The sequence below is a fragment of the Pseudomonas sp. LBUM1652 genome, from assembly GCF_059716105.1.
The window spans coordinates 1,997,362-2,021,060 of sequence record NZ_CP166804.1; the positions used below are offsets into that span (position 1 = coordinate 1,997,362).

The 23,699-nt window shown below is 58.3% G+C and carries 18 protein-coding genes and 4 tRNA genes; 15 read left to right on the plus strand and 7 right to left on the minus strand.

Annotation, left to right across the window (positions count from 1 at the left end; genetic code table 11):
* The 3 genes from ACA069_RS09090 to ACA069_RS09100 all read left to right on the plus strand — a co-directional run bounded on the left by ACA069_RS09090 (position 1) and on the right by ACA069_RS09100 (position 3,540).
* The gene (locus tag ACA069_RS09090) at positions 1 to 312 is read left to right on the plus strand and encodes a cupin domain-containing protein (protein WP_497617153.1); all 312 of its coding nucleotides are present in this window, start codon (positions 1 to 3) and stop codon (positions 310 to 312) included.
* A gap of 105 nt (positions 313 to 417) precedes the next feature.
* Positions 418 to 1,569, plus strand: coding sequence for a TDT family transporter (locus ACA069_RS09095; protein WP_497617154.1), 1,152 nt, complete (start codon positions 418 to 420; stop codon positions 1,567 to 1,569).
* A gap of 96 nt (positions 1,570 to 1,665) precedes the next feature.
* A complete protein-coding gene (locus ACA069_RS09100; RefSeq protein ID WP_497617156.1) occupies positions 1,666 to 3,540 on the plus strand; it encodes an MFS transporter in 1,875 nt (624 codons plus the stop codon).
* A 97-nt stretch (positions 3,541 to 3,637) separates the two neighbouring features.
* On the opposite strand, the gene sugE is transcribed toward ACA069_RS09100, so the two are convergent.
* The 3 genes from sugE to rdgC all read right to left on the minus strand — a co-directional run bounded on the left by sugE (position 3,638) and on the right by rdgC (position 6,130).
* Positions 3,638 to 3,952, minus strand: a complete 315-nt coding sequence (gene sugE, locus ACA069_RS09105; RefSeq protein WP_497617157.1) for a quaternary ammonium compound efflux SMR transporter SugE — start codon at positions 3,950 to 3,952, stop codon at positions 3,638 to 3,640.
* A gap of 120 nt (positions 3,953 to 4,072) precedes the next feature.
* Positions 4,073 to 5,038 (minus strand): bile acid:sodium symporter family protein, encoded by a 966-nt coding sequence (locus tag ACA069_RS09110; RefSeq protein ID WP_187677479.1) that lies wholly within the window; start codon positions 5,036 to 5,038, stop codon positions 4,073 to 4,075.
* A gap of 171 nt (positions 5,039 to 5,209) precedes the next feature.
* Complete coding sequence (gene rdgC, locus ACA069_RS09115; RefSeq protein ID WP_122593573.1) at positions 5,210 to 6,130, minus strand: recombination-associated protein RdgC; 921 nt, start codon at positions 6,128 to 6,130, stop codon at positions 5,210 to 5,212.
* A 159-nt stretch (positions 6,131 to 6,289) separates the two neighbouring features.
* Between rdgC and ACA069_RS09120 the strand changes: the two genes are divergently transcribed.
* From ACA069_RS09120 to ACA069_RS09135, 4 genes are all read left to right on the plus strand, one after another.
* Positions 6,290 to 6,365 (plus strand) — tRNA-Val (locus ACA069_RS09120).
* Between the two features lie 19 nt (positions 6,366 to 6,384).
* A tRNA-Asp gene (locus tag ACA069_RS09125) sits at positions 6,385 to 6,461 on the plus strand.
* A 197-nt stretch (positions 6,462 to 6,658) separates the two neighbouring features.
* A tRNA-Val gene (locus ACA069_RS09130) sits at positions 6,659 to 6,734 on the plus strand.
* 19 nt (positions 6,735 to 6,753) lie between these two features.
* A tRNA-Asp gene (locus ACA069_RS09135) sits at positions 6,754 to 6,830 on the plus strand.
* Positions 6,831 to 7,158: 328 nt separating this feature from the next.
* Here the strand turns inward: ACA069_RS09135 and ACA069_RS09140 are convergent.
* Both ACA069_RS09140 and ACA069_RS09145 read right to left on the minus strand, forming a co-directional pair.
* A complete protein-coding gene (locus ACA069_RS09140; RefSeq protein WP_497618210.1) occupies positions 7,159 to 8,292 on the minus strand; it encodes a catalase family protein in 1,134 nt (377 codons plus the stop codon).
* Between the two features lie 26 nt (positions 8,293 to 8,318).
* On the minus strand, positions 8,319 to 10,127 hold the full coding sequence (locus ACA069_RS09145) for a di-heme-cytochrome C peroxidase (protein WP_497617159.1): 1,809 nt from the start codon (positions 10,125 to 10,127) through the stop codon (positions 8,319 to 8,321).
* 270 nt (positions 10,128 to 10,397) lie between these two features.
* On the opposite strand from ACA069_RS09145, the gene bamJ reads away from it, so the two are divergent.
* The 7 genes from bamJ (at position 10,398) to ACA069_RS09180 (ending at position 18,493) form a co-directional block, all read left to right on the plus strand.
* A complete protein-coding gene (gene bamJ / locus ACA069_RS09150; RefSeq protein WP_187677481.1) occupies positions 10,398 to 11,114 on the plus strand; it encodes a BamJ family beta-barrel-assembly machinery protein in 717 nt (238 codons plus the stop codon).
* A gap of 292 nt (positions 11,115 to 11,406) precedes the next feature.
* Entirely contained in the window at positions 11,407 to 11,862 is a 456-nt protein-coding gene (locus ACA069_RS09155) for a YkvA family protein (RefSeq protein ID WP_187677482.1), read from the plus strand.
* A gap of 112 nt (positions 11,863 to 11,974) precedes the next feature.
* On the plus strand, positions 11,975 to 12,316 hold the full coding sequence (locus tag ACA069_RS09160) for a helix-turn-helix domain-containing protein (RefSeq protein ID WP_497617161.1): 342 nt from the start codon (positions 11,975 to 11,977) through the stop codon (positions 12,314 to 12,316).
* The gene (locus ACA069_RS09165; RefSeq protein WP_003223109.1) at positions 12,313 to 12,684 is read left to right on the plus strand and encodes a hypothetical protein; all 372 of its coding nucleotides are present in this window, start codon (positions 12,313 to 12,315) and stop codon (positions 12,682 to 12,684) included. Before ACA069_RS09160 ends, ACA069_RS09165 begins: the two co-directional genes overlap by 4 nt.
* Positions 12,685 to 13,092: an SEL1-like repeat protein gene (locus ACA069_RS09170; protein ID WP_187677484.1), complete on the plus strand. Its 408-nt coding sequence runs from the start codon at positions 12,685 to 12,687 to the stop codon at positions 13,090 to 13,092.
* A gap of 237 nt (positions 13,093 to 13,329) precedes the next feature.
* Positions 13,330 to 18,075, plus strand: a complete 4,746-nt coding sequence (locus ACA069_RS09175) for an RHS repeat-associated core domain-containing protein (protein ID WP_497617163.1) — start codon at positions 13,330 to 13,332, stop codon at positions 18,073 to 18,075.
* A gap of 7 nt (positions 18,076 to 18,082) precedes the next feature.
* Positions 18,083 to 18,493 carry a hypothetical protein gene (locus tag ACA069_RS09180; protein WP_497617165.1) on the plus strand — a complete coding sequence of 137 codons (411 nt, stop codon included), beginning with the start codon at positions 18,083 to 18,085 and terminating at the stop codon, positions 18,491 to 18,493.
* 51 nt (positions 18,494 to 18,544) lie between these two features.
* Here the strand turns inward: ACA069_RS09180 and ACA069_RS09185 are convergent, their stop codons facing one another.
* Together ACA069_RS09185 and ACA069_RS09190 are read right to left on the minus strand one after the other, a co-directional pair.
* Positions 18,545 to 20,335: a bifunctional diguanylate cyclase/phosphodiesterase gene (locus tag ACA069_RS09185; protein ID WP_497617167.1), complete on the minus strand. Its 1,791-nt coding sequence runs from the start codon at positions 20,333 to 20,335 to the stop codon at positions 18,545 to 18,547.
* 134 nt (positions 20,336 to 20,469) lie between these two features.
* Positions 20,470 to 22,554 (minus strand): carboxy terminal-processing peptidase, encoded by a 2,085-nt coding sequence (locus ACA069_RS09190; protein WP_187677488.1) that lies wholly within the window; start codon positions 22,552 to 22,554, stop codon positions 20,470 to 20,472.
* Positions 22,555 to 22,692: 138 nt separating this feature from the next.
* Here ACA069_RS09190 and ACA069_RS09195 point away from each other — a divergent pair, with 138 nt between their 5' ends.
* On the plus strand, positions 22,693 to 23,655 hold the full coding sequence (locus ACA069_RS09195; protein ID WP_187677489.1) for a zinc-binding dehydrogenase: 963 nt from the start codon (positions 22,693 to 22,695) through the stop codon (positions 23,653 to 23,655).
* Positions 23,656 to 23,699: the final 44 nt, after the last annotated feature.

Genomic DNA, 23,699 nt, shown 5'->3' on the forward strand with positions numbered 1-23,699 from the left:
ATGAAGATTATTCGCAGCAAGGCTTTCACCGCCGACCGAGCCTGGGGCGCACTCGATATCGCCAACATGAACGGCATCACCACACGTCTGCACTGGACCGATCAACCGTATAAATGGCACATCAATGACGGCGAAGAAGTGTTCGTGGTGCTCGATGGGCAAGTACAGATGCGCTATCGCGAAAACGGTGAGGAAAAGCAGACGTTGCTCGAAGTCGGGGACATCTTCCACGCCTCGGTCGGCACCGAACACGTCGCCCATCCGCAGGGCGCGGCGCGGATTCTGGTGATCGAGAGCGAAGGCAGCATCTGACTGCTTATCTGTAAAACAGATAACAGTTAGAGAAATTACCCGTTATATAGATATTCGATTCAGATCTACCATGGACTCAACCTCAACAGAGGACAGGAGTTCATGATGACTTGCCCTAACAGCGTTAAATCCGGCATCAAGCCGTTCAGCCAACTTCAGCATCCGCGCGAAGTGATTCGCCAATTCACCCCGAACTGGTTTGCCGCCACCATGGGCACCGGCGTGCTGGCTCTGGCGTTGGCGAATTTACCGGTCGCGATTCCGGGTTTACACGCCGTGGCCGAAGGGCTATGGCTGTTCAACATTCTGTTGTTCACGTTGTTTACCGCTGCCTATGCCGCCCGCTGGATTCTGTTCTTCGATGAAGCGCGGCGGATTTTTGGCCACTCCACTGTGTCGATGTTCTTCGGCACCATTCCCATGGGCCTGGCGACAATCATTAACGGCTTTCTGCTGTTCGGCCTGCCGCGCTGGGGCAATGGCGTCATCCATCTCGCCGAAGTGCTGTGGTGGATTGACGTGGCGATGTCGCTGGCCTGTGGCGTGTTGATCCCCTACATGATGTTTACACGTCAGGAACACAGCATCGACCAGATGACGGCCGTTTGGCTGTTGCCCGTGGTAGCCGCAGAAGTAGCTGCGGCCAGCGGTGGATTGCTCGCACCGCACCTGAGCGATGCCCACTCGCAACTGGTGGTGCTGACCACAAGCTACGTGCTCTGGGCATTTTCCCTACCGGTCGCGTTCAGCATTCTGACGATCCTCTTGCTGCGCATGGCCCTGCACAAACTGCCCCACGAAAACATGGCCGCATCGAGCTGGCTGGCCCTGGGCCCGATCGGCACCGGTGCGCTGGGCATGCTGCTGCTGGGCGCTGATGCGCCGGCCATCTTCGCCGCCAACGGTTTGCCGGGCATTGGTGAAATCGCTGCGGGCCTTGGTTTGGTGGCCGGGATCACGCTGTGGGGTTTCGGTCTGTGGTGGATGCTGATGGCGCTGCTGATCACTGCTCGTTATCTGCGAGACGGCATTCCGTTCAACCTCGGTTGGTGGGGCTTTACCTTCCCGTTGGGCGTTTATTCGCTGGCAACGCTGAAACTTGCCAGCACCTTGAACCTCGGCTTTTTCAGTGTGGTCGGCTGCGTGCTGGTGGCGTTGCTGGCGGTGATGTGGCTGATTGTGGGCAAACGGACGGTGCAAGGTGCGTGGCGTGGCGAGCTGTTTGTCTCGCCCTGCATTGCAGGTTTGAAGAAATAACCTGAAAAGTTTAGGTAAGGTGTGGCCTGGATCGCGGTTCGAGATTCCAATACAAGAACCCAGGCCTCACTACCCAACATCAGGGAAACACGGAAGATGAGTCACCCCTCACAGTTCAACCTGCTGCGCACCCGGCGTTTCTTGCCGTTTTTCATCACGCAGTCGCTCGGTGCGTTCAACGACAATGTGTTTAAGCAGTCGCTGATCCTTGCCATTCTCTATCGGCTGACCATCGAGGGTGACCGCTCCATCTGGGTCAACTTGTGTGCGCTGCTGTTTATCCTGCCGTTCTTTCTGTTCTCGGCGCTGGCCGGGCAGTTCGGCGAGAAGTTCGCCAAGGAAGCGCTGATCCGTCTGATCAAACTCGCGGAAATCGCGATCATGGCGGTAGGATCGGTCGGCTTCCTGTTCGATCATCTGTCGCTGATGCTGGTGGCGCTGTTCGCCATGGGCACCCACTCGGCGCTGTTCGGGCCGGTGAAGTATTCGATCTTGCCGCAGGCGTTGCGTGAGGAAGAGTTGGTCGGCGGCAACGGGCTGGTGGAGATGGGCACGTTTCTGGCGATTCTCGCCGGCACCATCGGCGCCGGGATCATCATGTCCTCGACTCACTACGCGCCGCTGGTGTCGATCGCCATCGTCGGCATTGCCGTGCTGGGTTATCTGGCCAGCCGCAGCATTCCCCGCGCAGCGGCGTCATCGCCAGAAATGCGCCTGAACTGGAATATTTTCAGTCAGTCCTGGGCCACATTGAAACTAGGTTTGGGCCAGACGCCTGCGGTGTCGCGTTCGATTGTCGGCAACTCGTGGTTCTGGTTTGTCGGGGCGATTTATCTGACGCAGATCCCGGCCTACGCCAAGGAGTGGATGCACGGCGACGAAACCGTGGTCACCCTGATTCTAACGGTGTTCTCGGTGGGGATCGCGCTGGGTTCGATGCTCTGCGAGAAGCTCTCCGGGCGCAAAGTCGAGATCGGTCTGGTGCCATTCGGCTCGTTCGGTCTGACTGTGTTCGGTTTGCTGCTGTGGTGGCATTCCGGTGGAATTCCCGACAGCGTCACCGGCCATAGCTGGACCGAAGTGCTTGGCTTTGGCCACACCTGGGCGGTACTGGTCGACATCCTCGGCCTCGGTATTTTCGGCGGTTTCTACATTGTGCCGCTGTATGCATTGATCCAGTCGCGCACCGCCGAGAACGAGCGGGCGCGGGTGATCGCGGCCAACAACATTCTCAACGCGCTGTTTATGGTGGTGTCCGCCATCGTTTCAATCGTGCTGTTAAGCCTGGCCAAGCTGTCGATCCCGCAACTGTTCCTCGTGGTGTCGCTGCTTAACATCGGCGTCAACGCCTACATCTTCAAGATCGTCCCCGAGTTCAGCATGCGTTTCATGATCTGGCTGCTCAGCCATTCCATGTACCGCGTCGAGCATCGCAACCTTGAAGCGATCCCGGATGAAGGCGCGGCGTTGCTGGTGTGTAACCACGTGTCGTTTGTTGATGCGCTGTTGATTGGCGGCGCGGTGCGTCGGCCGATTCGCTTTGTCATGTACTACAAGATCTACAACTTGCCGGTACTGAACTTTATCTTCCGCACGGCGGGGACTATTCCTATTGCCGGACGCAACGAAGACATCCAGATCTACGAAAAGGCCTTCACCCGGATCGCCCAATATCTGAAGGACGGTGAGCTGGTGTGCATTTTTCCGGAGGGCAAGTTGACGGCCGATGGCGAGATCAACGAGTTCAAGGGTGGGTTGACGCGGATTCTCGAGGAAACGCCGGTGCCGGTGATTCCGCTGGCATTGCAGGGGTTGTGGGGGAGTTTCTTCAGTCGCGATCCGAACAAGGGCGTGTTCCGCCGGTTGTGGTCGCGGGTGACGTTGGTGGCGGGGGCGCCGGTGACGGTTGAGGTGGCAGAGCCATTGAAGTTGCAGGGGTTGGTGAGGGAGTTGCGGGGCACTGTTAGATAGTTGTCGCCTGATCTGGCCTCTTCGCGAGCAAGCTCGCTCCCACAGTTGGAATGCGTTCCCCTGTAGGAGTGAGCCTGCTCGCGATAGCGGTAGAGGCCTAAGCGCTGACCTTGAGCCCGATCAACCCGGTGATGATCAACGCCACACTGGCCAGCCGAATGAACGCCATTGACTCACCAAACAGAATGATCCCGGCAATCACCGTGCCCACGGCACCCACGCCGGTCCAGATCGCGTAGGCCGTGCCCAGCGGCAATTCCTTCATCGCAAGGCCGAGCAGGCCAAGGCTGATGGCCATGGCCGCAACGGTCAGTGCAGTGGGAAGTGGACGGCTGAAGCCATCGGTGTATTTCAGGCCGACAGCCCAGCCAACTTCGAACAGGCCGGCGAAAAACAGAATGATCCAGGACATGAGAGACCTCCATCGATTGACGGGGTCGTCCCCAGATTAAAAAACTCGATCGAGCCGCGAGGTCGTCCCCGCGTTGCGCAATAGAGTGCCGCGCATTAACCCGGGGATCAAGTTTCCCGATCAGTCCGTAGCTCGTTGAGCCAGCGCCTGTTCATCTTCTTTCTCGCTCATCCGCCGGAAATAAGTGGAGAGCAACGCTCCGGAAATGTTGTGCCAGACGCTGAACAACGCGCTTGGCACCGCTGCCAGTGGCGAGAAGTGTGCGCTGGCCAGTGCGGCACCCAACCCCGAATTCTGCATGCCGACTTCCAGCGCCAGCGATTTGCGCTGAGCCAGCGGCAATTTGAATAGACGTCCGGTGAAGTAGCCCAGCAAGTAGCCGAAGCTGTTGTGCAGCATCACCACGGCCATGATCAGCAAACCGGATTCGGCGATTTTTGCCTGACTGGCGGCGACCACCGCAGTGACGATGATCACGATGCTGACCACCGACACCAGCGGCAATACATCCACCGCGTGACGCACCTTGTCACCGAGCAACCGTTGCGCCACCACGCCAAGGATGATCGGCAGCAGCACCACTTGCAGGATCGACCAGAACAGCTCCATGAACGATACCGGCAGCCACGCCGAAGCCAGCAGCCAGATCAGCGCCGGGGTCAGCAGCGGGGCGAGGAGGGTGGTGACGGCGGCGATGGCCACCGACAGTGCCAGATCACCGCGAGCCAGCCACGTCATCACGTTGGAAGAGGTGCCGCTTGGGCAGCAACCGACCAGAATCACGCCGACGGCGATTTCCGGGGGCAGGTGAAACACCTGGCAAAGCAACCACGCCACGCCGGGCATGATCACGAAGTGCGCAACCACGCCCAGCGCCACACGCCATGGATGGCGGGCGACAGCGGCGAAGTCGTCGAGTTTGAGCGTCAGACCCATGCCGAACATCACCAGTCCGAGCAGCGGCACGATCGCGCTTTTCAAGCCGAGGAACCACGAAGGTTGCAGGAAGGCCACGACGGCGAAAATCAGAACCCAGTAAGCGAAGGTATTGCCGACAAAGCGGCTGAGTGCAGCCAGTGCGCGCATGGCTTGTTCCTTGTTATGTGAAAGCGTTAGGAAGCTAAGCATACGGTGCTTGCAAAAAGATCGCAGCCTTCGGCAGCACCTACAGGAAAATGCATTCCAAATGCAGGCGCTGCCGAAGGCTGCGATCTTTTTTCAGGCACCCTCTATAGAAGAAGGTGCTTGCGAGAGGCTTTAGATCCCTTGCGGAGTCTCTTCACCACCCAACGCTTCAACCAGCGCCGGCAGGAAGTCGCCGAACGTCAGCATCATCAGGGTGAAGCTGGCATCCAGTTGGCCCAGGGCTTCGTCGCCGCCGTCCTGTTCCGCCTGATCCTGCAACAGATCTTCGAACTTCAGGCGCTTGACGGTCATCTTGTCGTCGAGCATGAACGACAATTTGTCCTGCCAGGCCAGCGACAGTTGAGTGACCACTTTGCCGGTACTCAGGTGCAGCTGGATTTCTTCGCTGGTCAGGTCCTGACGCTTGCAACGGACGATGCCGCCGTCTTCGTGGGTGTCGCGCAGTTCGCACTCGTCCAGCACGTAGAAGTCGTCAGCGGCTTTCTGCGTGGTAACCCAATCCGTCATGACCGCCGTTGGAGCCATCTTCACAGTCAGTGGGCGAACGGGCAGGGTGCCGATCACTTCACGCAAGGTCGACAGCAGGTCTTCGGCGCGTTTCGGGCTGGCCGAGTTGACCAGAATCAGCCCTTGCTTCGGCGCGATGGCGGCGAAGGTCGACGAGCGGCGGATAAAGGCGCGCGGCAGGAACGCCTGGATGATTTCATCCTTGATCTGGTCGCGTTCTTTCTTATAGACCTTGCGCATCTGCTCGGCTTCGATTTCTTCGACCTTTTCCTTGACCGCGTCGCGCACGACGCTGCCCGGCAGAATGCGTTCTTCTTTACGCGCAGAAATCAGCAGGAAATCACCGCTGATGTGCACCAGTGGAGCATCTTCGCCTTTGCCGAACGGCGCGACGAAGCCGTAGGTGGTCAACTCCTGGCTTGCACATGGACGCGCCAGTTTGGTGGCCAGTGCAGTTTCCAGCGCCTCGGCGTCGACAGGCAGGTCTTGGGTCAGGCGATAGATAAGCAGGTTTTTGAACCACATGGGGTGAGTCTCTCCTTTATACAAAGGGGGGCATTATTGTCTTCGCCGTGGCATAGGCCAACCCTTCTCTAAGCCTTTGGAAGGCCTGAGAAAATTATTTAAAAAAGTGCTTGCCAGAGGTGGGGTCGCTCCGTAGAATGCGCGCCACACCGAAGCGAAGGGTGATTAGCTCAGCTGGGAGAGCGTCTGCCTTACAAGCAGAATGTCGGCGGTTCGATCCCGTCATCACCCACCATTCGTTTCATGTGTTACGCGCAGCGGTAGTTCAGTCGGTTAGAATACCGGCCTGTCACGCCGGGGGTCGCGGGTTCGAGTCCCGTCCGCTGCGCCATATTCGGTAACCTGGAACGCTGAACGCCAGGTCACCACGGAAAAACCCGCTGAGGCGGGTTTTTTTCTGTCTCAAGTTTGTACGTTGTACCCGCGGGATGTGTCGTTTCATCGGTTTTCAGATTTTTTTGAAAAAACTTCAATTAAATCAACACTTTATGAAAACTTGTGGCATAATGCGCCCCGTAACGAAGCGAAGGGTGATTAGCTCAGCTGGGAGAGCGTCTGCCTTACAAGCAGAATGTCGGCGGTTCGATCCCGTCATCACCCACCATTCGTTTCAAGCGTTTCGCGCAGCGGTAGTTCAGTCGGTTAGAATACCGGCCTGTCACGCCGGGGGTCGCGGGTTCGAGTCCCGTCCGCTGCGCCATATTCGGTAATCTGGAACACTGAACGCCAGATCACCACAGAAAGCCCGCCTAGTGCGGGCTTTTTGCTGTCTGGCGTTTGGGGTTTTTTCGCTGCATATATCTATGTAGTGCCTGCAAGACGTGCCACTTTCGGACAATGGGCAATGTTCTTCGCTTGCTCAAGGCCTTGAGCAAAAAATCAGCGCCGGCGCTGTGAGTCCGCAAATGTTTGTCGACAAAGTCCCCAACGCCGGAATCCTCAGCGTTCTTCTTCCGAGCAAAACCTGGCCGCGTGTCGGAAAGGTTGAGGCATCATCCGTTGTGAAGAACGTACTGGCCAGGCATTGATCATTCGCCGTTGCGCTGGTGGCGATAGTCGCTGACCGCTTCGTACACCGCTTTACGCAGTCGGTTGATTCCGCCGATCGGGCGATGTGCTTCGATGCCAAACCATGGGTTGAACGATAGGTTGTCGCATAGGAGATTTTGCTGTGGTGTATCGAAATCCTGAGGTGGCAGGGTGATGCGGGCCACGGATTCGAACGGTGCATCTTGCTCGCGCCACTCGATGCTGGTGTCCTCGATCGGCATGTATTTATTGGCATTCTGGCGCTGGATCTGCAGCACGTAACAAGCAGGCACGCGATCCGTTGATAACTGCTGATTCAGCGCGCCGCGCAGGAAGTTCGGCAAGTCGTGGTTCTGCTTGGGCAAGGTGTAGGTTGGGCAATTGTCCGGATCGGGCGTTACCCGAAATTTCACATTGGCCTCACCCAACTTGTAGGGCGATACCGAGAAGTAAGTCGTCCCGGTCGGACTGTCCGGCGGCGGCGACAGTGTTGCCAGCGCAATAAACAGATGGCGGATCTGCCAAGTGCGTGGATCCCATCCCGGAAAAAACGCCATGACCTTTTTACCGTCAGCCTGCGCCGCCACATTCTGACGATACTCGGCGACATCGCTGACAAAGAAGTTCGGGTGACTGAACATCACGAAGTCTTGTTCGCGCTGTTGCTGGCGGTTACCGAGCAGTTGCATCCCCGGCACGTCGAGCAACTTGATCGCCATGCCACGGGCGTCGCGCATGCTGTCGAACTGCGGATAGGCATTGCCATTGGACAGTCGAATCATCGCCTGCCAGGTTTTACCCGGCTCGCTGAAGACACCCTGTCGCAATGACTGTGCCAGTTGCGGCAGAACCTGCACCTGCGCTTTCACACAACCATGGGCCTTGGCGTGAGCGTCGCGTAAATAGCGAGTGCCTTCGCGGTGTTGATCGACGATGCGCACGGCCGTCTGGATCACATCCTGAGTCATGGCCGACTCGCCTGGCGGAATCTGCTCCAATGCTGAAACCGGGCCACGGTGCTGCCAGGCAAACCACGCCGTGGCGACGGCCCAGCCGAGCAGTCCGATGGCGAACACGATCAACAACGTTTTGCCCAACAATCGTCCCAGCCACAACCAGACTCTGGCCAACAAAGGCAATTCTTTCTTGAAGGTCGAGATCATGGCAATTGCGCCTCGAGCGGGCCGCCCAGAACTTTCAGGTATTCCAGCAATGCCCAGCGTTCTTCGGGCTGCAACAGCCGGCCGATAACGCCATTGCCGCGCTCGCCGGCGCGGAATTCATGGCCGCTGTTGTGATTGCCGGTAACCCGCGTGTCGAACACAAAACCATTGGTGAAGGCTTCGGTGCGGTAGCCCAGATGACGCGGGTCGTATTCGAAGGTGCCTTTATAGAAGGTGGTGGCGCGCTCATCCTGCGGCGACAGCAATTGATAAATGCTTGGTACCGAACCGTTGTGCAGAAACGGCGCGGTAGCCCAGATGCCGGCCAGTGGGCGCGCCTTGTAGGCGACTTTTTCGCGAACGCCGATCGGCAGACCAAAACCGTCGAGCCCGGGTTTCTCCTCAGGCGTCACCTTCGCTTCGCGATAAGCGCGGTTTTCGACGAATGCGGTGACGTAAGCCAGGCCTTTAGCCACTGACAACTGGCTCAGATCGAGCGGTTGCGTCGGTGTTGGATGCAGCTTTACGTCCATCTTTTCCAGCTCTTTCAGATCCCATTGCAGCGCCGTCAGGTCGAAGCGGTGGTTGGCGATGTTGTTGGCAGCGTTCGGGTCGGTGCCGATGACATCCACGGGCACCATGCGCAAATGCTGCACCCATCGTTCGCCTTCCTGGGTTTTGCGTGGGACGTGGCAAGCCGCGCAGTTCTCTGTAAACAGCGCGCGTCCCTTGGCTGCCTGCGATCTGTCGACGGTGCCAAACAGAGCTTCCGGCCAGGCGGGCGGTTGTAGGCGTTGCAGGGTTTCTTCGATCTTGTGCAGGTCGCGTACACGGACGCTGGAGGCGTAACGGTCATCGCCTTGCAACGGCTGACCGTTGGCGTTGAAGAACTGCAGCGTGGCACCCACCCCCAATGCCTCGCCGATGTTGCGCGCCATCGGCTGTTGCGCCGAACCGTTCCACTGCACCCAGTCGAACGTCCACATATCCCATAGCTGCGGGTAGTCCACCGGCGCGTTGGCCACGCGATAGTTGGCGGGGGAGATGGCATCGCCGAACGTCGCGTTGGCAATCCGCCCGAAGGCATCGGCGCGGCCCGGGCCTTCCTCGGTGGGGTAGAGGCCGCGATGCGTGTCGTTCCACGCGACTTTCAGAAAGGTGTACAGCGAGCTTTTGAAATCCTTGCGCAATTGCTCGTGGCGGGCGTCGTAGTCATCGCCCAGCACCTGTCGGGCAAAGCGTTCGAATTTCCATGGGTTGAGGTAAGTCGAGGTCAGACTGGCGACCAATGCCTGTCCGAAACTGCCACCGCGCAGCGTAGGAACACTCGACGGCAGTACGTGCTGTGCCGAACCACCGTCAATGCGCACGGCCTGGCCGTTGAAGCGCAGTTCACCGGTGTGGCAAGCGGCACAAGTTATGTCCAGATATTGCTCGGTGCTCCCGGGATTCTGGTGTCGCGCAAAGCCGACGGGCAGGTTGCCGGGATTGCCCTGCGTGGCTTTCTGTTGCGGATCGATGAGAAAACCGAAGCGCGCGAGGTATTCGGGGGCGGCGAAACGTTGCTGCGAAAAGGGCAACTCCAGCGCCTGAAACCACTCATAGCGCAGCCCTTTGACTTGCGTGCCCTGGGGCGTGAAGTAATAGGTCTGTCGTTCTTCTTCCGCCCACTGATTCAGGTAATGCACCTGCTGCGCGGGGGTGTAGAAGGGCATTTTCGGATTGGCCACGTAGTACAAAACCACCGCGAGGACGAGTCCCAGCAGCACGACGACCAGAGCCAGCACGCGGAATAAAAGGCGCAAGATAAACATCCTTGTCGAATTGTTGCGCTGTTATGCCTGAGCATGACCCTGCGTGGCAAGTGGCCATTACGCCAGATGTTGGGGGAATGTAAGTCGGTCGTTGTCGCGACCAGATGACATAAGCTTCATCATTGCTTTGCCCAAATGCGTTTTAATCCCTGAACTTATCGCAGGTTTACTGCTCTCATGCCGGTAGCCATTGGTCGTGGCGGCCTGATAAGCTCGCGGCTTTACTCGATTGCCCTTTCGGCGCATGAACAAGGAAATAGCATGAAACAGCATCGGTTGGCGGCGGCGGTAGCCCTGGTTAGCCTGGTCCTCGCGGGTTGTGATTCGCAGACCAGCGTAGAGCTGAAAACCCCGGCGCAAAAAGCTTCCTACGGTATCGGCCTGAACATGGGCAAGAGCCTTGCTCAGGAAGGCATGGATGATCTGGACTCCAAAGCGGTAGCCCAGGGCATCGAAGATGCCGTCGGCAAGAAAGAACAGAAGCTGAAAGATGAAGAGCTGGTCGAAGCCTTCGCCGCGCTGCAAAAGCGTGCTGAAGAGCGTATGGCCAAGATGAGCGAAGAGTCGGCATCCGCTGGCAAGAAATTCCTCGAAGAAAATGGCAAGAAGGCTGGTGTGACCACCACCGCTTCGGGTCTGCAGTACGAAGTCGTCAAAAAGGCCGACGGCCCACAGCCTAAGCCGACTGACGTAGTGACCGTTCACTACACCGGCAAGCTGACCAACGGCACCGTATTCGATAGCTCCGTCGAGCGCGGCAGCCCGATCGATCTGCCAGTAAGCGGCGTGATCCCGGGTTGGGTTGAAGGTCTGCAATTGATGCACGTTGGTGAGAAGTACAAACTGTACATCCCTAGCGATCTGGCTTACGGCGCTCAATCGCCAAGCCCGGCAATCCCGGCCAACTCGGTTCTGGTTTTCGACCTGGAACTGATGGCCATCAAGGATCCAGCCAAAGAAGGCGCCGCGGCCAAGTAATTAGCCAAGGCTTCGACAACAACGCCTCGCTTATGCGGGGCGTTGTTGCATCTGGACCTTGGCAAGGGTAAACAGAGCGAACCGATGGCGGTCGGGGGAGTCATAGCCTTTGAGGTTGCTCGCTAGACGCCCTCAGCCGCCAAGTCAATGAAATATTGGGTTTTTTTATGTGAGTAAAAAACGCCCGATCTGAGCGTAGCCCTTATGAAACGGGGCTTTCAGCGCTGAAATGCAGCTCTGTTCACAAGGTTATCCACAATTTGTGTGGATAACATTTCAACGGGAGGAATAGATGAAAGCTCCGTGGAATTTCGCTCGATTCCTGCCTCTGGCCGGCCGTCTGCTGGCTCGCGGTCGCCTGCCGACGCTGTTGTTTGCCGTGGCCAGCAAAGGCGCCGCGCAAGGCAATAGACTCGGCAAACTCAAAGATGATCTTCGTATGCTTCAGGCCTTGTGCCTGGCCTACTGGCGCGGTGAGTACCGGGCGATCAGCCCGAAAGCCTTGGTTTCGGTGGTGGCGGGGTTGATGTATTTCCTCAGCCCGGTGGATGCTATCCCGGATTTTATCCCGGTATTCGGCATGCTAGACGACATCGCCGTCCTCGCCTGGCTGATGAAAACCCTCGACGATGAACTCAACGCCTTCCGACTTTGGCGCAACCGCTTGCAACCGGAAAAACTGGCAGTCGTCGAACGTCTGCCCGATACCCCCGAGCAACTGCAACTCCAGGGCCCGAAAAAGCCCTGATTGTCGAAGTCCGCTTACAGATAGATACCCCCCGCGACCTTGGCCGCTGTTAGGATTACACTTCTAAGGAAAAGTGCCGACTCGCTAAGTGTTGTTGTCCTACGGGGTAGTCATGGATATTCAGATAATTGCACGCGATGGCGAACCCGAATATGCGGTTTTGCCATGGGCTCAGTATCAGTCTCTACTGAAAGCAGCAGGCATCAACGAAGCACCGCCACAACAGGCGCCAGCGCCGCTCGTGGCAACACCGGACCCGATTCTTCCAGGTCTGGATCAACTAAGCAGTTTGCGCGAAGGGAAGGGCATCGCCATCGAGGCGCTGGCCCGCACGGTAGGCATCAGCCCGTCTTATCTGGCCATGATCGAAAGTGGCGAGCGTCTGCCCGACGCCGCGATTCGCCGCAGTCTGGCCTGGGAGCTGACGGTGCCAGGGTGGAGGGATGAATCGTGAGCGTACGCATCAGTCGTCAACATTGGGACGGATTGCTGGGGGAGCTGGATCAGGCGCGCAGGCAGCGCCATCTGTTGACCTATCGGGCCTTGCTCGAACGTTTGCAATTGCCGACACCGGCGATGCAAACCTTGACGGCCGCGTTGGAGCATCTGGCCGCGCTGGATGCCAAGGCCGAACAACCATTACGCAGTTCGCTGGTGATAAGTCAGGGCGCCAGTCGCCTGCCGCGTACCGGTTTTTTTGAATGCGTCGAGCGCCTGGGGCGTTTTTCCGGGCCGTCCGATGGCGTCGCCGCAGCGTCATGGCATGCTTCGGAGGTCGTCAGAGTCTTCGAATACGAATACCCGGAATCGGCGGAGGCCTGAGTGTTTTTACGACTCAAGGCGCGAGCCGGTTACTGGCTGGCTCGCCGGCTGTTTCACTGGTCGTGGTTTGTTCGCCAGCCCCGAGGCTGGCGCTGGCTTGAAGGCCAGTTTGCGCGTATGGCTACCCTCGGCGATGTCGGCGCGCAAAGCTTCTACGGCCACATCCTGACCTTTCGCGGTGTAGGTCTGGGTGCGCGTGAAGAAGGCGTGCGACTGTTGCGGCTGGCGGCACTGGCCGGCGATGGCAAAGCGGCTTATCAGGTCGGGGTGATCAGCCTGACGGGTACACCGAGCAAAGCGCCGGACCCTGCTGAGGCCGCACGCTGGTGGAGCATGGCTGCCAAGGCCGGGCATCCGTTGGCCGAGCATAAGTTGAAAGAGTTGAGTGCGCGGGATTCAACGCAGTAAGTCTATCTGTGTCCGCTCAGTAAACGTGGCGTGAGGGAAACCTCACGCCACGTTTGCGTTTTCGCCTGCCTGTTTGTTTTTTTGGATAGTTTGAGGATTAGTCCTACATCTATTGCCTACTCGCCTGACTTCTTTCCTGATTGATCCCCCGCACAGTTCCCGCGCCTAATTTTTGCGCGAGGGAACGTTCATGCTCGACCCGGTTATTCAGTCCACCCCGCACCCAAGCGTGCGTTGATGGAAGCCATCACCCGTATCGAGCAAGCACTCGACAGCTTCCCTGACACCCTCAGCCTCTACCGCGAGCAGCTCAAACACTGGGCCAGCCGTGCCGCCGACACAGTTAGCCATGCCGCCGATCTGCCGTCGCTGATGGGCATGGAGCGGATCATCCGCTTTGGTGAGAGCAGTACCGCCGTCAGCAGTAGCGACGACCAGTTTTTCTCCAGCGTCGTGCAGTGCCCGAAGGGCGGGCTGATGCTGATCGAGAGCAAGTTCGAGTCGGTGTATGACATCCCGCTCGGCAACATCGTGGTCGATGTGGTGGCAGTGGATGGTGGCGAAACGACGCCCATCACTCTGGATGCTCAAGGCAAGGGGCAGTTCAAGGGCACAGAGGGCAAGTTCTACCGGGTGCAAGTGCACGGTGCTGTCAGCCCGGAACAGGTTGAAGATCTTTTTGAGTCCTACGATGGCCTGACCCTGGAACTGGATGATTGGCTGCGTAGCGAATGGCAGGGGTTCAAGCCGCAGTGGTCGCAGTCGGTGGCGACGGCGGCGGGCAACGGCATGCTGGCCGGGAGCTGGGCGGCGATCGAGGGGGTGTGGGACAGCATTGGATTGTTGTCGGAGATTCTCCAGGATCCGGGCAAGTTTGCCCAACGGTTGGGAAGTGGCGCGACTGATCTGATCAATCTGGCAGCTACCGCGCCTGAGGTGATGGAGCAGCTTCAATTGCTGGTCAGTGACGAGGCGGCCCTGTGTTTGCTGCTACGCACGGCGAGTCTCTGGCTGGAGATGTTGCCGCCCAGTGAGATCGCCGGCAAAACCGCTGAAGCGGCGTCGATGATGATCGTGCAATTGCTGATCGATGTGCTGATCAGCGTTGTGCTGACTTTCGCCAGTGGCGGCGCAGGGATCGCGTATCTGACGCTGCGTCTGGCAGATCGCGCGGCTCAATTGCTGTCAGCGGTGACGCGGTTGGTGAAGGCGCTGTTTGCCATCGTCAACGGCTTCATCAAGTACGTTGATCAATACAAAACCGTTGCCGCGCGCGGCATAGTGGCCGGCGTGAAAAAAGGCCGGATGCAATTGCGCTGGAATGCCAAGCGCAACGCCTCGCTGAAGAAAGACGAACCTCACGACGATAAGCCCGATCAGGCTAAAAACCCCAACGGCGACAGCGCCGACTGTGTGCCCTCGACCTGCACCAACGGCTGCCCGGTGTCGATGGTTACCGGTGAGGAACTGCTGACCCTGACTGACGGCACGCTCGATGGATTGCTGCCGTTCGAGTTCACTCGGTTGTATCGCACCAGTGCCGCCGAAATCGATGTCGGGCTGGGGTTTGGCTGGAGCCATTCGCTGGCGCATCGGCTGGAATTCGATGGCGATTTTGTTGTTTGGGTCGACCATGAGAACCGGCGCACGCGGTTTCCAGTGCCGAGTGTGGAGCGGCCGGCGATTCACAACAGTCTGTCGCGGGCGGCGATTTTTCTGGGGGATGAACCGGAGGAGCTGATTCTTGCGCTGGCGGGGGACACGGCGCGGTTTTATCACTTTCGGGCCGGGCGGCTGACGGCGGTCAGTGATGGGTATGGCAATCGTCTGCGCATTTCGCGGGATCGTCAGGATCGCATTGAGCGGTTGGACAACGGTGCGGGGCGGGCGCTGCTGTTGCGGTATGACCGGGCTCATCTGGTCGGCGTCGATTACCAAACGTTTTGTGATGGTGGCTGGCAAACCGAACAAACCCTCGTCAGTTATCGCTACGACGCTTATCAACACCTGATCGAAGCGTGTAACGCCGTTGGCGACAGCGAGCGTTACGACTACGACGATCAGCACGTCATCCTCCAGCGTCAGCTGACCGGTGGCGCGAGTTTCTTCTGGGAGTGGGAACGGGCCGGAAAATCGGCGCGCTGCGTGCGGCACTGGGCGTCGTTCTCGCAGATGGACACGCGTTACGTCTGGGATGACAACGGCAGTGTCGCGGTGCATTACGTCGATGGCACCGAAGAAACCTACGTCCACGACGAGCGTGCGCGGCTGGTGCGCAAGGTCGAGGCCGACGGTGGCGAGCACCTCAAGGCCTACGACGACGCGGGGCGTTTGATCGCCGAGCAGGATCCGCTCGGCGCCGTCACCGAATACCGCTACGACGACGTCGGACGCCTGATCGCGCTGCTTCCACCGGACGACGAGCCGACGTCCTACGAGTACCGCAACGGTTTCCTGCACAGCCGCTCTCGCGGCGAGGCGGTGTGGACGTACCGGCGCAATGCCCAGGGTGATGTTACCGAAGCGGTTGATCCAGACGGGCAGGTCACGCATTACCACTACGATGCGCTTGGGCAGTTGCTGTCGATTCGTTATCCGGACACCAGTCGGCATGTGCTGGTCTGGAATGGTCTCGGTCAATTGGTTGAAGAAACCCTGCCCGATGGCGGTGTGCGGCGCTTTTCCTACGATGCGCTGGGGCGGCGGACCACCAGTCAGGACGAACACGGTGCGCTCACGCGTCAGCACTGGGATGCCGTGGGCCGACTAATTCAGACGACGTCTCCGGGCGGCAGCACCCGCGCCTACAGCTACGGCGCCTATAACCAGGTCACCGCCGAACGTGACGAACTCGGCCGCATCACCCGTTACGAATATGACGACGATCTGCATCTGGTCTCACGCCGAATCAACCCCGACGGTACGCGGGTGCAATACCGCTACGACCATGCACAACTTCTGCTCACCGAAATCGAAAACGAGTCCGGCGAAAAGTACCGTCTGGACTACACGCCGACCGGACTGATCCGACAGGAAACCGGCTTCGATGGCCGGCGCACGAGCTACGCCTATGACCTCAATGGTCATCTGCTGGAAAAGACCGAATTCGGCGATGACGGCTCGACGTTGGTCACCGGATACGAACGCGATACCGCCGGTCGCCTGCTGGTCAAAACCCTGCCCGACGGGATCAAGGTTGCATACCGCTATGACCGCCTCGGTCGTTTGGTCGGTGTCGACGACGGCCAGAAACATCCACTGGCCTTTGAGTACGACCTGCAAGATCGGCTGATCACCGAGCATCAGGGCTGGGGCACCCTGCGTTACACCTACGACGCCTGCGGCCAGCTCAAACGCATGCGCCTGCCGGACAACAGCAAACTCGATTACCACCACGCCAAGGGCGGTGCGCTGAGAGCCATCGACCTCAACGGCGCGTCACTGACCCGCCACGTCTATCAGTCAGGACGCGAGCAACAACGCCAGCAAGGCCTGCTGCTGAGCGAATATACCTACGACGATCAGGGCCGCTTGCTCGCCCACGCCGTAGGCCATCAGCACGATTCGCTGTATCGCCGCGACTATGCCTACAGCGCCAACGGCAACCTTGAGCACATCGCCGACACCCGCCACGGCCAGCGCACCTACGGCTATGACGCTCTCGACCGTTTGATCCGCGTGCGCCACTCGCACGACGAACTCCCGGAATCCTTCGCCCACGACCCGGCCGGCAATCTGCTGATGCAGGATCGCTCCGGCCCGACGCAAATCAAGGGCAACCGCCTGCTGATGCAGGGCGACCGCCACTACGACTACGACGCCTTCGGCAACCTGATCCGCGAACGCCGCGGCACCGCGCAGAAACTCGTCACCGAATACCGCTACGACTGCCAACACCGCCTCATCGGCCTGACCCGCCCCGACGGCAAAACCGCGTCCTACAAATACGATGCCTTCAACCGGCGCATCAGCAAAACCGTCGACGGCGCCACCACCGAGTTCTTCTGGCAAGGCGATCACCTCGTCGCCGAAAGCAGCCAAACCCACCACCGCAGCTACGTCTACGAACCCGGCACCTTCCGTCCGCTGGCGCTGCTCGACGGCAAAGGCCCGAAGCGCGCCTGCCCGTTCTATTACCAACTCGATCACCTCGGCACCCCACAGGAACTCACCGACTACAGCGGCGAAATCGTCTGGTCGGCGCAATACGACGCCTACGGCAAAGTTGCCGCGCTGACCCTCGCCGCCGAGGAATACCTCGACCAGCCACTGCGGTTTCAGGGGCAGTATTTCGATGGGGAGAGCGGACTGCATTACAACCGGCACCGGTATTACGACCCACGGTTGGGCCGGTATCTGACGCCGGACCCGATCAAGTTGGCGGGTGGGTTGAATCAGTACCAGTACGTGCCGAATCCGACGGGGTGGGTGGATCCGTTGGGGTTGAGTTCGAACTGTCCGCCGCCGAAGAAGCCGGGTTGTGAGGTGCCGGGTGGGTCTAGTGGCGCAAAGATTGATGAAGGTGAGCCTACGCTGCCGGCTCCAGAGCTCACAGCCGAAGAGAAAGCGAAGAAAGAGATTATAAGATTGAACGACAGTCAGGGCATGCATATGGTTGGAAAGCATGATCCAGAGATTTCAAATGCCAAGTGGAAGCAGCGAGCTATTGATGGTACGAATCCAATAACAGGGAAAACACCGAAAAACAGACAGGGAAATCCAAGTTCGAGGTTTCATAGTTTCGAACTAATGCTGGAGGCCTATACTCTTGGGACTACGCGGGTTGAAAATGGCCTGCCACGGTTCACGGGAAAAGATGCTCAATTGGCAGACATTGTGAGGATGGATCTTCCGGGTGCGGGAGAGGGGTACATACCGAACTCAAAATCTGTTGAGAATCCCAAGCTAATTAAAATGAATAGATTTGAAATGAAATTTGATAAAGAAACAGGTGTTCCATTCACGCTTTATCCTATTAAGTAGGCTAGTAATGTTTATAGATTCAGATACCGGTCAGCCATTTAACCCTACTCCCGCTTTTTTTTTGGCGGGCGTCGATATTTATGATCGAGAAGAAACTTTAGGGGAAAGCTTGGAAAAGCTTGATCCCAATGATTCCGGTGATAGGGAAAGAATAATACTTGATTACTGTTTACCTACAAGGAAGTCGTATCGACATAAATATTTGATTTATAAATCGCTAGAAAATGCCTTAAATGAAGCGGATTATGATTTTGAATCGTTTTTTAAATATGATCCGGAGGCGTACTCCTCATTCCCGGATGGCTGGGATGAGATGCTAAGTTTCAGGGTTTTTTTTGAGGATATATTTAGGTTGGCTACGATCGTATGGGAAGATGATTTGCGAAAGGCTAGTCTTGAAGATCAATTAAACTGGTAAATGTTTCAATTGGCATAAGCTGGCTATTAAAGTTTTGAGTTGTTCGAATAATCAGCGTTGGCCGATTAGTTGCGGTGTATGCAGTTCGGGGGCAGTGAGGTTGTCGAGTAGGTGCACGCTATACCCCGGAACATTCTTCGCATGATGCTTGGCCTGCGAAGCCATTTCCGCAAGCTGGCTGGCGTCGAGTTGTGCGCACGCTTCGGGATGCAGATGCACCACGCCGATGGACAGTGACAACAACGGGAATTCCTGGCGAATGCCTTGGCGGTTGGGGGCGATGAAGCATCCAGCCTCAAGATGCTCGGGGCGGTAGAAGCGGCGGCATTGGCTTTGGAAGTCATCAAGCAACTGGTTCAGGCGTTTGCGCCAGTCTTCGGGGCCAAGCACGAGGAGGAAGTCGTCGCCGCCGATGTGGCCGACGAAGTCGCGGGTAGGGTCGACGCGTTCGTTGAGGCACTGCGCCAGGCACAGCAGGACTTCGTCGCCGCGGCCGTAGCCGTAGATGTCGTTGAAGGGTTTGAAGCTGTCGATGTCGACGTAGCAGATGATTGATTCGCGGGCCTGTTGCAGCAGGCGCGTCAGGCATTGCTGGATCGGCACGTTGCCGGGTAGCAGGGTCAGCGGGTTGGCGTAGCGGGCTTGCTGGATTTTCAGTTCGGTGATGAGTTTGAGCACGTCGATCACCCGGCCGAGGCCGAGGTAGCCGCCGTTGAGGGTAATGATGAAGTCTTCTTCGATGCGCTGGCGGGCGCGGCTGGTGATCAGGCGACTGACCTGTTGCAGCGACTGGCTCATTTCCACCGCGAGGAAGTCGTCGTTCATCAGGCGGCTGATGGGTTTGCGCGCGAACAGGTCGGTTGCGAACGGTTTGAGCAGAGCATCCGAGAGAGAGTGGCGGTGGACGATGCCGCACGGTTGACCTTGTTCGTCGAGTACTGCTAGTGAGTTGAGGTTGGCCTGGCGGCGGAAGGCTTCCAGCACGGTGGCGGTCGGCGTGTCGCGTGGCACGGCGGGTTGGTCGTTGAGCAGGGCGCTGAGGTCGCTGCCTTCGTCGTTCAGGGCCACGGCGCTGCTGTCGTGTTTAGGCATCAGGGCGCGGGCGTCACGGGGTGGCTGTTCCTGGGGGCGACCCAGCAAGTAACCCTGCACCAGATCAACGCCCATTTCGGTGAGCACCGCCAGTTCTTCCGGCAGTTCGATGCCTTCGGCAATGACTTGCGCCCGGGAGGCTTTGGCAATCTGCAGGATCGAGCCGACGAATTCTCGCTTCAATGCATCCTGATGAATGCCATCAATGAAATGCCGGTCGATCTTCACGTAGTCCGGACGCAGCTCTGACCACAGGCGCAGGCTCGAATACCCGGCACCGAGGTCATCCAGGGCAATCGAAAAACCCATCGCTCGATAATGATGTAGAGCCGTTTGCAGCAACTGGAAGTCGTCGATTGGCGTCTGTTCAGTGAGTTCGATCACCACCTGACTCGGCGGGATGCCGAAGTCTTGCAGCAATTGCAGTGTCCGCCCTGGCTGATGCGCCGCTTCGAGCAAGGACTCCGGCGAGACGTTGAGAAACAGTTTGCCCGGCAGTTGCTGTTCGTTAAATCGACGGCAAGCGCTCTGGCGGCAGGCGATTTCCAGTTCGCTCAAGCGTCCGGCCTGACGCGCCACCGCGAACAGCGCGATGGGCGAGTGCAGAGGGCTATTGGACGGGCCGCGAGTCAGAGCTTCGTAACCGAGAATACGTCGCTCAGAGAGGCAGATGATCGGCTGGAACAGGCTGTGTAAACCGCTTTGAGTCAGTATCGAGCTCAACGCACTCAGCTGTTCGGTCGTGGTCATGGCAATCTCTGGCGATAAAAAAAGGACTGGGAGCGCTCTCGATGAAGAGAGTGGCTCCCAGTCCTTTATTGCACGACAGAATGATGACTGTTTGATGACGATCCGGGGATCGTCAGCATTAAATTGCCATCACCTTACTTCTTGGCCACCTGATTGCTCAGTTTCAGGTAATCCAGCAGAACGCGCCCGGTTTCGCTCAGGTAGGCATCGTCTTCCGGTTTTACCTTGTCCTGCTCGGCTGCCGCGAGGGCGTCTTCGTCTTCTTTCTTCAGCTCTTTGAGCGGTTCTTCGCCCTTGGCCTTGCGACGGAGGTTCTCCATCACCAGTTGCTTGGCATCGATGCTGGCGTGCTGGGCACGACGATCCGCTTCATTGAGGCTGACGGTTTTTTCTTCCATCAGCTTCTGCGCCAGTGCCAGCTTGTCGCGGATGAACACGAACTCGGCATCCTTGGCGGTGCGAGTGTCATGTTCGGACTTGAGCTGTGCCAGGAACGGCTTGAACGGATCGGCTGCCGGTTTGATGGCGGCCTTGATGGTGTCCCACGGCATGGCTTCCGGGAGGGCACTCTCGCCGATTTCCTTGGTGTCGATCAGCGACGGGTAGTCGATGTCCGGCAAGACGCCCTGATGCTGGGTGCTCTGACCGGAAACCCGGTAGAACTTGGCCAGGGTCAGTTTCAGTTCGCCATGGTTCAGCGGCTGAATGGTCTGCACGGTGCCTTTGCCGAAGGTCTGGCCACCGATGATCAGCGCGCGGTGATAGTCCTGCATGGCGCCGGCGAAGATCTCCGACGCCGAGGCAGACAGGCGGTTGACCAGCAGCGCCATCGGGCCTTTATAGAACGCACCCGGGTTTTCATCTTCCAGCACGTCGACGCGGCCATCGGCGTTACGCACGAGTACGGTCGGGCCTTTGTCGATGAACAGGCTGGTCAGCTCGGTGGCTTCCTGCAGAGAACCGCCGCCGTTATTGCGCAGGTCGATGACCACGCCGTCGACTTTGTCTTTCTGCAACTCGGTCAGCAGTTTCTTGACGTCGCGAGTGGTGCTCTTGTAGTCCGGATCACCGGCACGGAACGCCTTGAAGTCGAGGTAGAAGGCCGGGATCTCGATGACGCCGAGTTTGTAGTCCTTGCCGTCCTGCTTCAGGTTCAGTACGGATTTTTTCACGGCCTGATCTTCAAGCTTCACCGCTTCGCGGGTGATCGGCACAATCTTGGTGGTCTGGTCATTCGGTGCATTGCTGGCCGGAATCACTTCCAGGCGCACCACGGTGCCTTTCGGGCCGCGGATCAGCTTGACCACTTCGTCCAGACGCCAGCCGACCACGTCGACCATCTCTTTGTTGCCTTGGGCAACACCGATGATCTTGTCGGCAGGGGCGACCTGTTTGGTCTTGTCGGCAGGGCCGGCAGGCACCAGACGCACGACTTTCACCTGATCGTTGTCGCTCTGCAACACAGCGCCGATGCCCTCGAGGGACAGGCTCATGTTGATGTCGAAGTTTTCCGCGTTATCCGGCGACAGATAGTTGGTGTGCGGATCGTAGGACATGGCGAAGGTGTTGATGTACGCCTGGAAGATATCTTCCGGACGGGTCTGATCCAGGCGCGACAATTGGTTCTTGTAGCGCTTGGTCAGGGTTTCCTGGATCTGCTTCGGCTCTTTGCCGGCGATCTTCATCCGCAGCACTTCGTCCTTGACGCGTTTGCGCCACAGGTCGTCAAGATCGGCGGTGGATTTGAGCCAAGGAGCGTCCTTGCGATCGATCAGCAAGGTTTCCTTGGTGGTGAAGTCCATCTTGTCGACGCCTTTGTTAAGCTCGGCAAGGGCGAAGTCCAGACGCGCCTTGACGCGATCCAGATAGCGCTTGTAGATGGTGAACCCGGCGTTGAGGTCGCCGCTTTTGAGGAAGTCGTCGAACTGGGTCTTCCACTTGTCGAATTCGGCGATGTCGCTGGCCATGAAATAGCTGCGCGACGGATCCAGCAGCTTGAGGTAGCTGTCGTAGATGATCACCGAGCGCGCATCGTCGAGCGGCGGCTTGCTGTAGTGGTGACGCTTGAGCAACTCGACGACGTTCAGGCTGGCGATGACTTCATCGCGATCAGGCTGCAATTTGTCCCAGCTGTTGGCTGCGAATGTATTGCCCGACACCGGCAACAGGCCGATGCCGATGAAAAGAGCGAGGGCGGTGCTGGGGAGCAAATGCTTCATGCTGATTCGACGCGGGGACAATTGATAACGCATATTAGGCCGTCTTTGAAGTCGCCGGTTCTACGAGAGCCGGTCGCATAATGCAAAAAGCCCGGCGCTACAGCTTCGGGCTCAGTCCAGACTCACTATGGAGGCACTGTGAAGGCATTGCAAGGCGTGGAAGGTCAAGTGGCATGGGTTGAAGAGCCGAGTCCTACGTGTGATGTAGGACAAGTCCGCATCCGAGTGGCGGCAGCCGGCCTCAATCGCGCCGATTTATTACAGAAAGCAGGGCTTTATCCGCCGCCCCCGGGTGCCAGCCAAGTCCTCGGTCTTGAGTGTTCCGGGGTGATCAGCGAGGTCGGTGCGGGCAGTTCGTGGCACGTCGGCGACCGGGTCTGCGCCTTGCTGGCCGGGGGTGGCATGGCCGAAGAGGTGGTCGTCGACGGGCGGCACGTGCTGCCGGTTCCCGAAGGCGTGTCGCTGATCGAGGCGGCGGCATTACCCGAGGTTTATGCAACGGTCTGGCTGAATGTGTTTCAGCTTGCGGCGCTCAAACCGGGTGAGAAAGTTCTCTTGCACGCCGGGGCAAGTGGAATTGGTTCAGCTGCTATTCAGCTGTGCAAGGCGTTCGGCAACCCGTGCTGGGTCAGCGTCGGCTCGACCGAGCGTTTGGCTTACTGTGAAGCATTGGGAGCCCAGGGCGGCGTAGTGCGTACGGATGATCTGGAAAGCCTGCGCGACTTCGGCCCGTTCGATGTGATTCTCGATCCGGTCGGCGGCAACTACTCGGCGCTCAATCTCAAGCTCATGGCGCTGGATGGGCGTTGGGTGTTGATCGGTTTGATGGGGGGCCGTGAGGCGAAGCTGGATCTGGCCCAGGTGTTGGCCAAGCGCGTGCAATTGCTGGGTTCTACGCTGCGCAGTCGTGACGATCAGTTCAAGGCCGATCTGTTCAGTGACCTGAGTCAGCATGTGTGGCCGTTGTTTGCCGAAGGACGCTTGAGTCCGCAGTTGGCCAAGGCTTTCCCGGTGAAAGACGCCGAGGCGGCATTTGCCGAGCTGGCGAGCAATACCGTTTCCGGAAAACTGGTGTTGGTGATTGACGACAGCCTGAGCTGAAAGAAAGGCCAGATCAAAAGATCGCAGCCTTCGGCAGCTCCTAC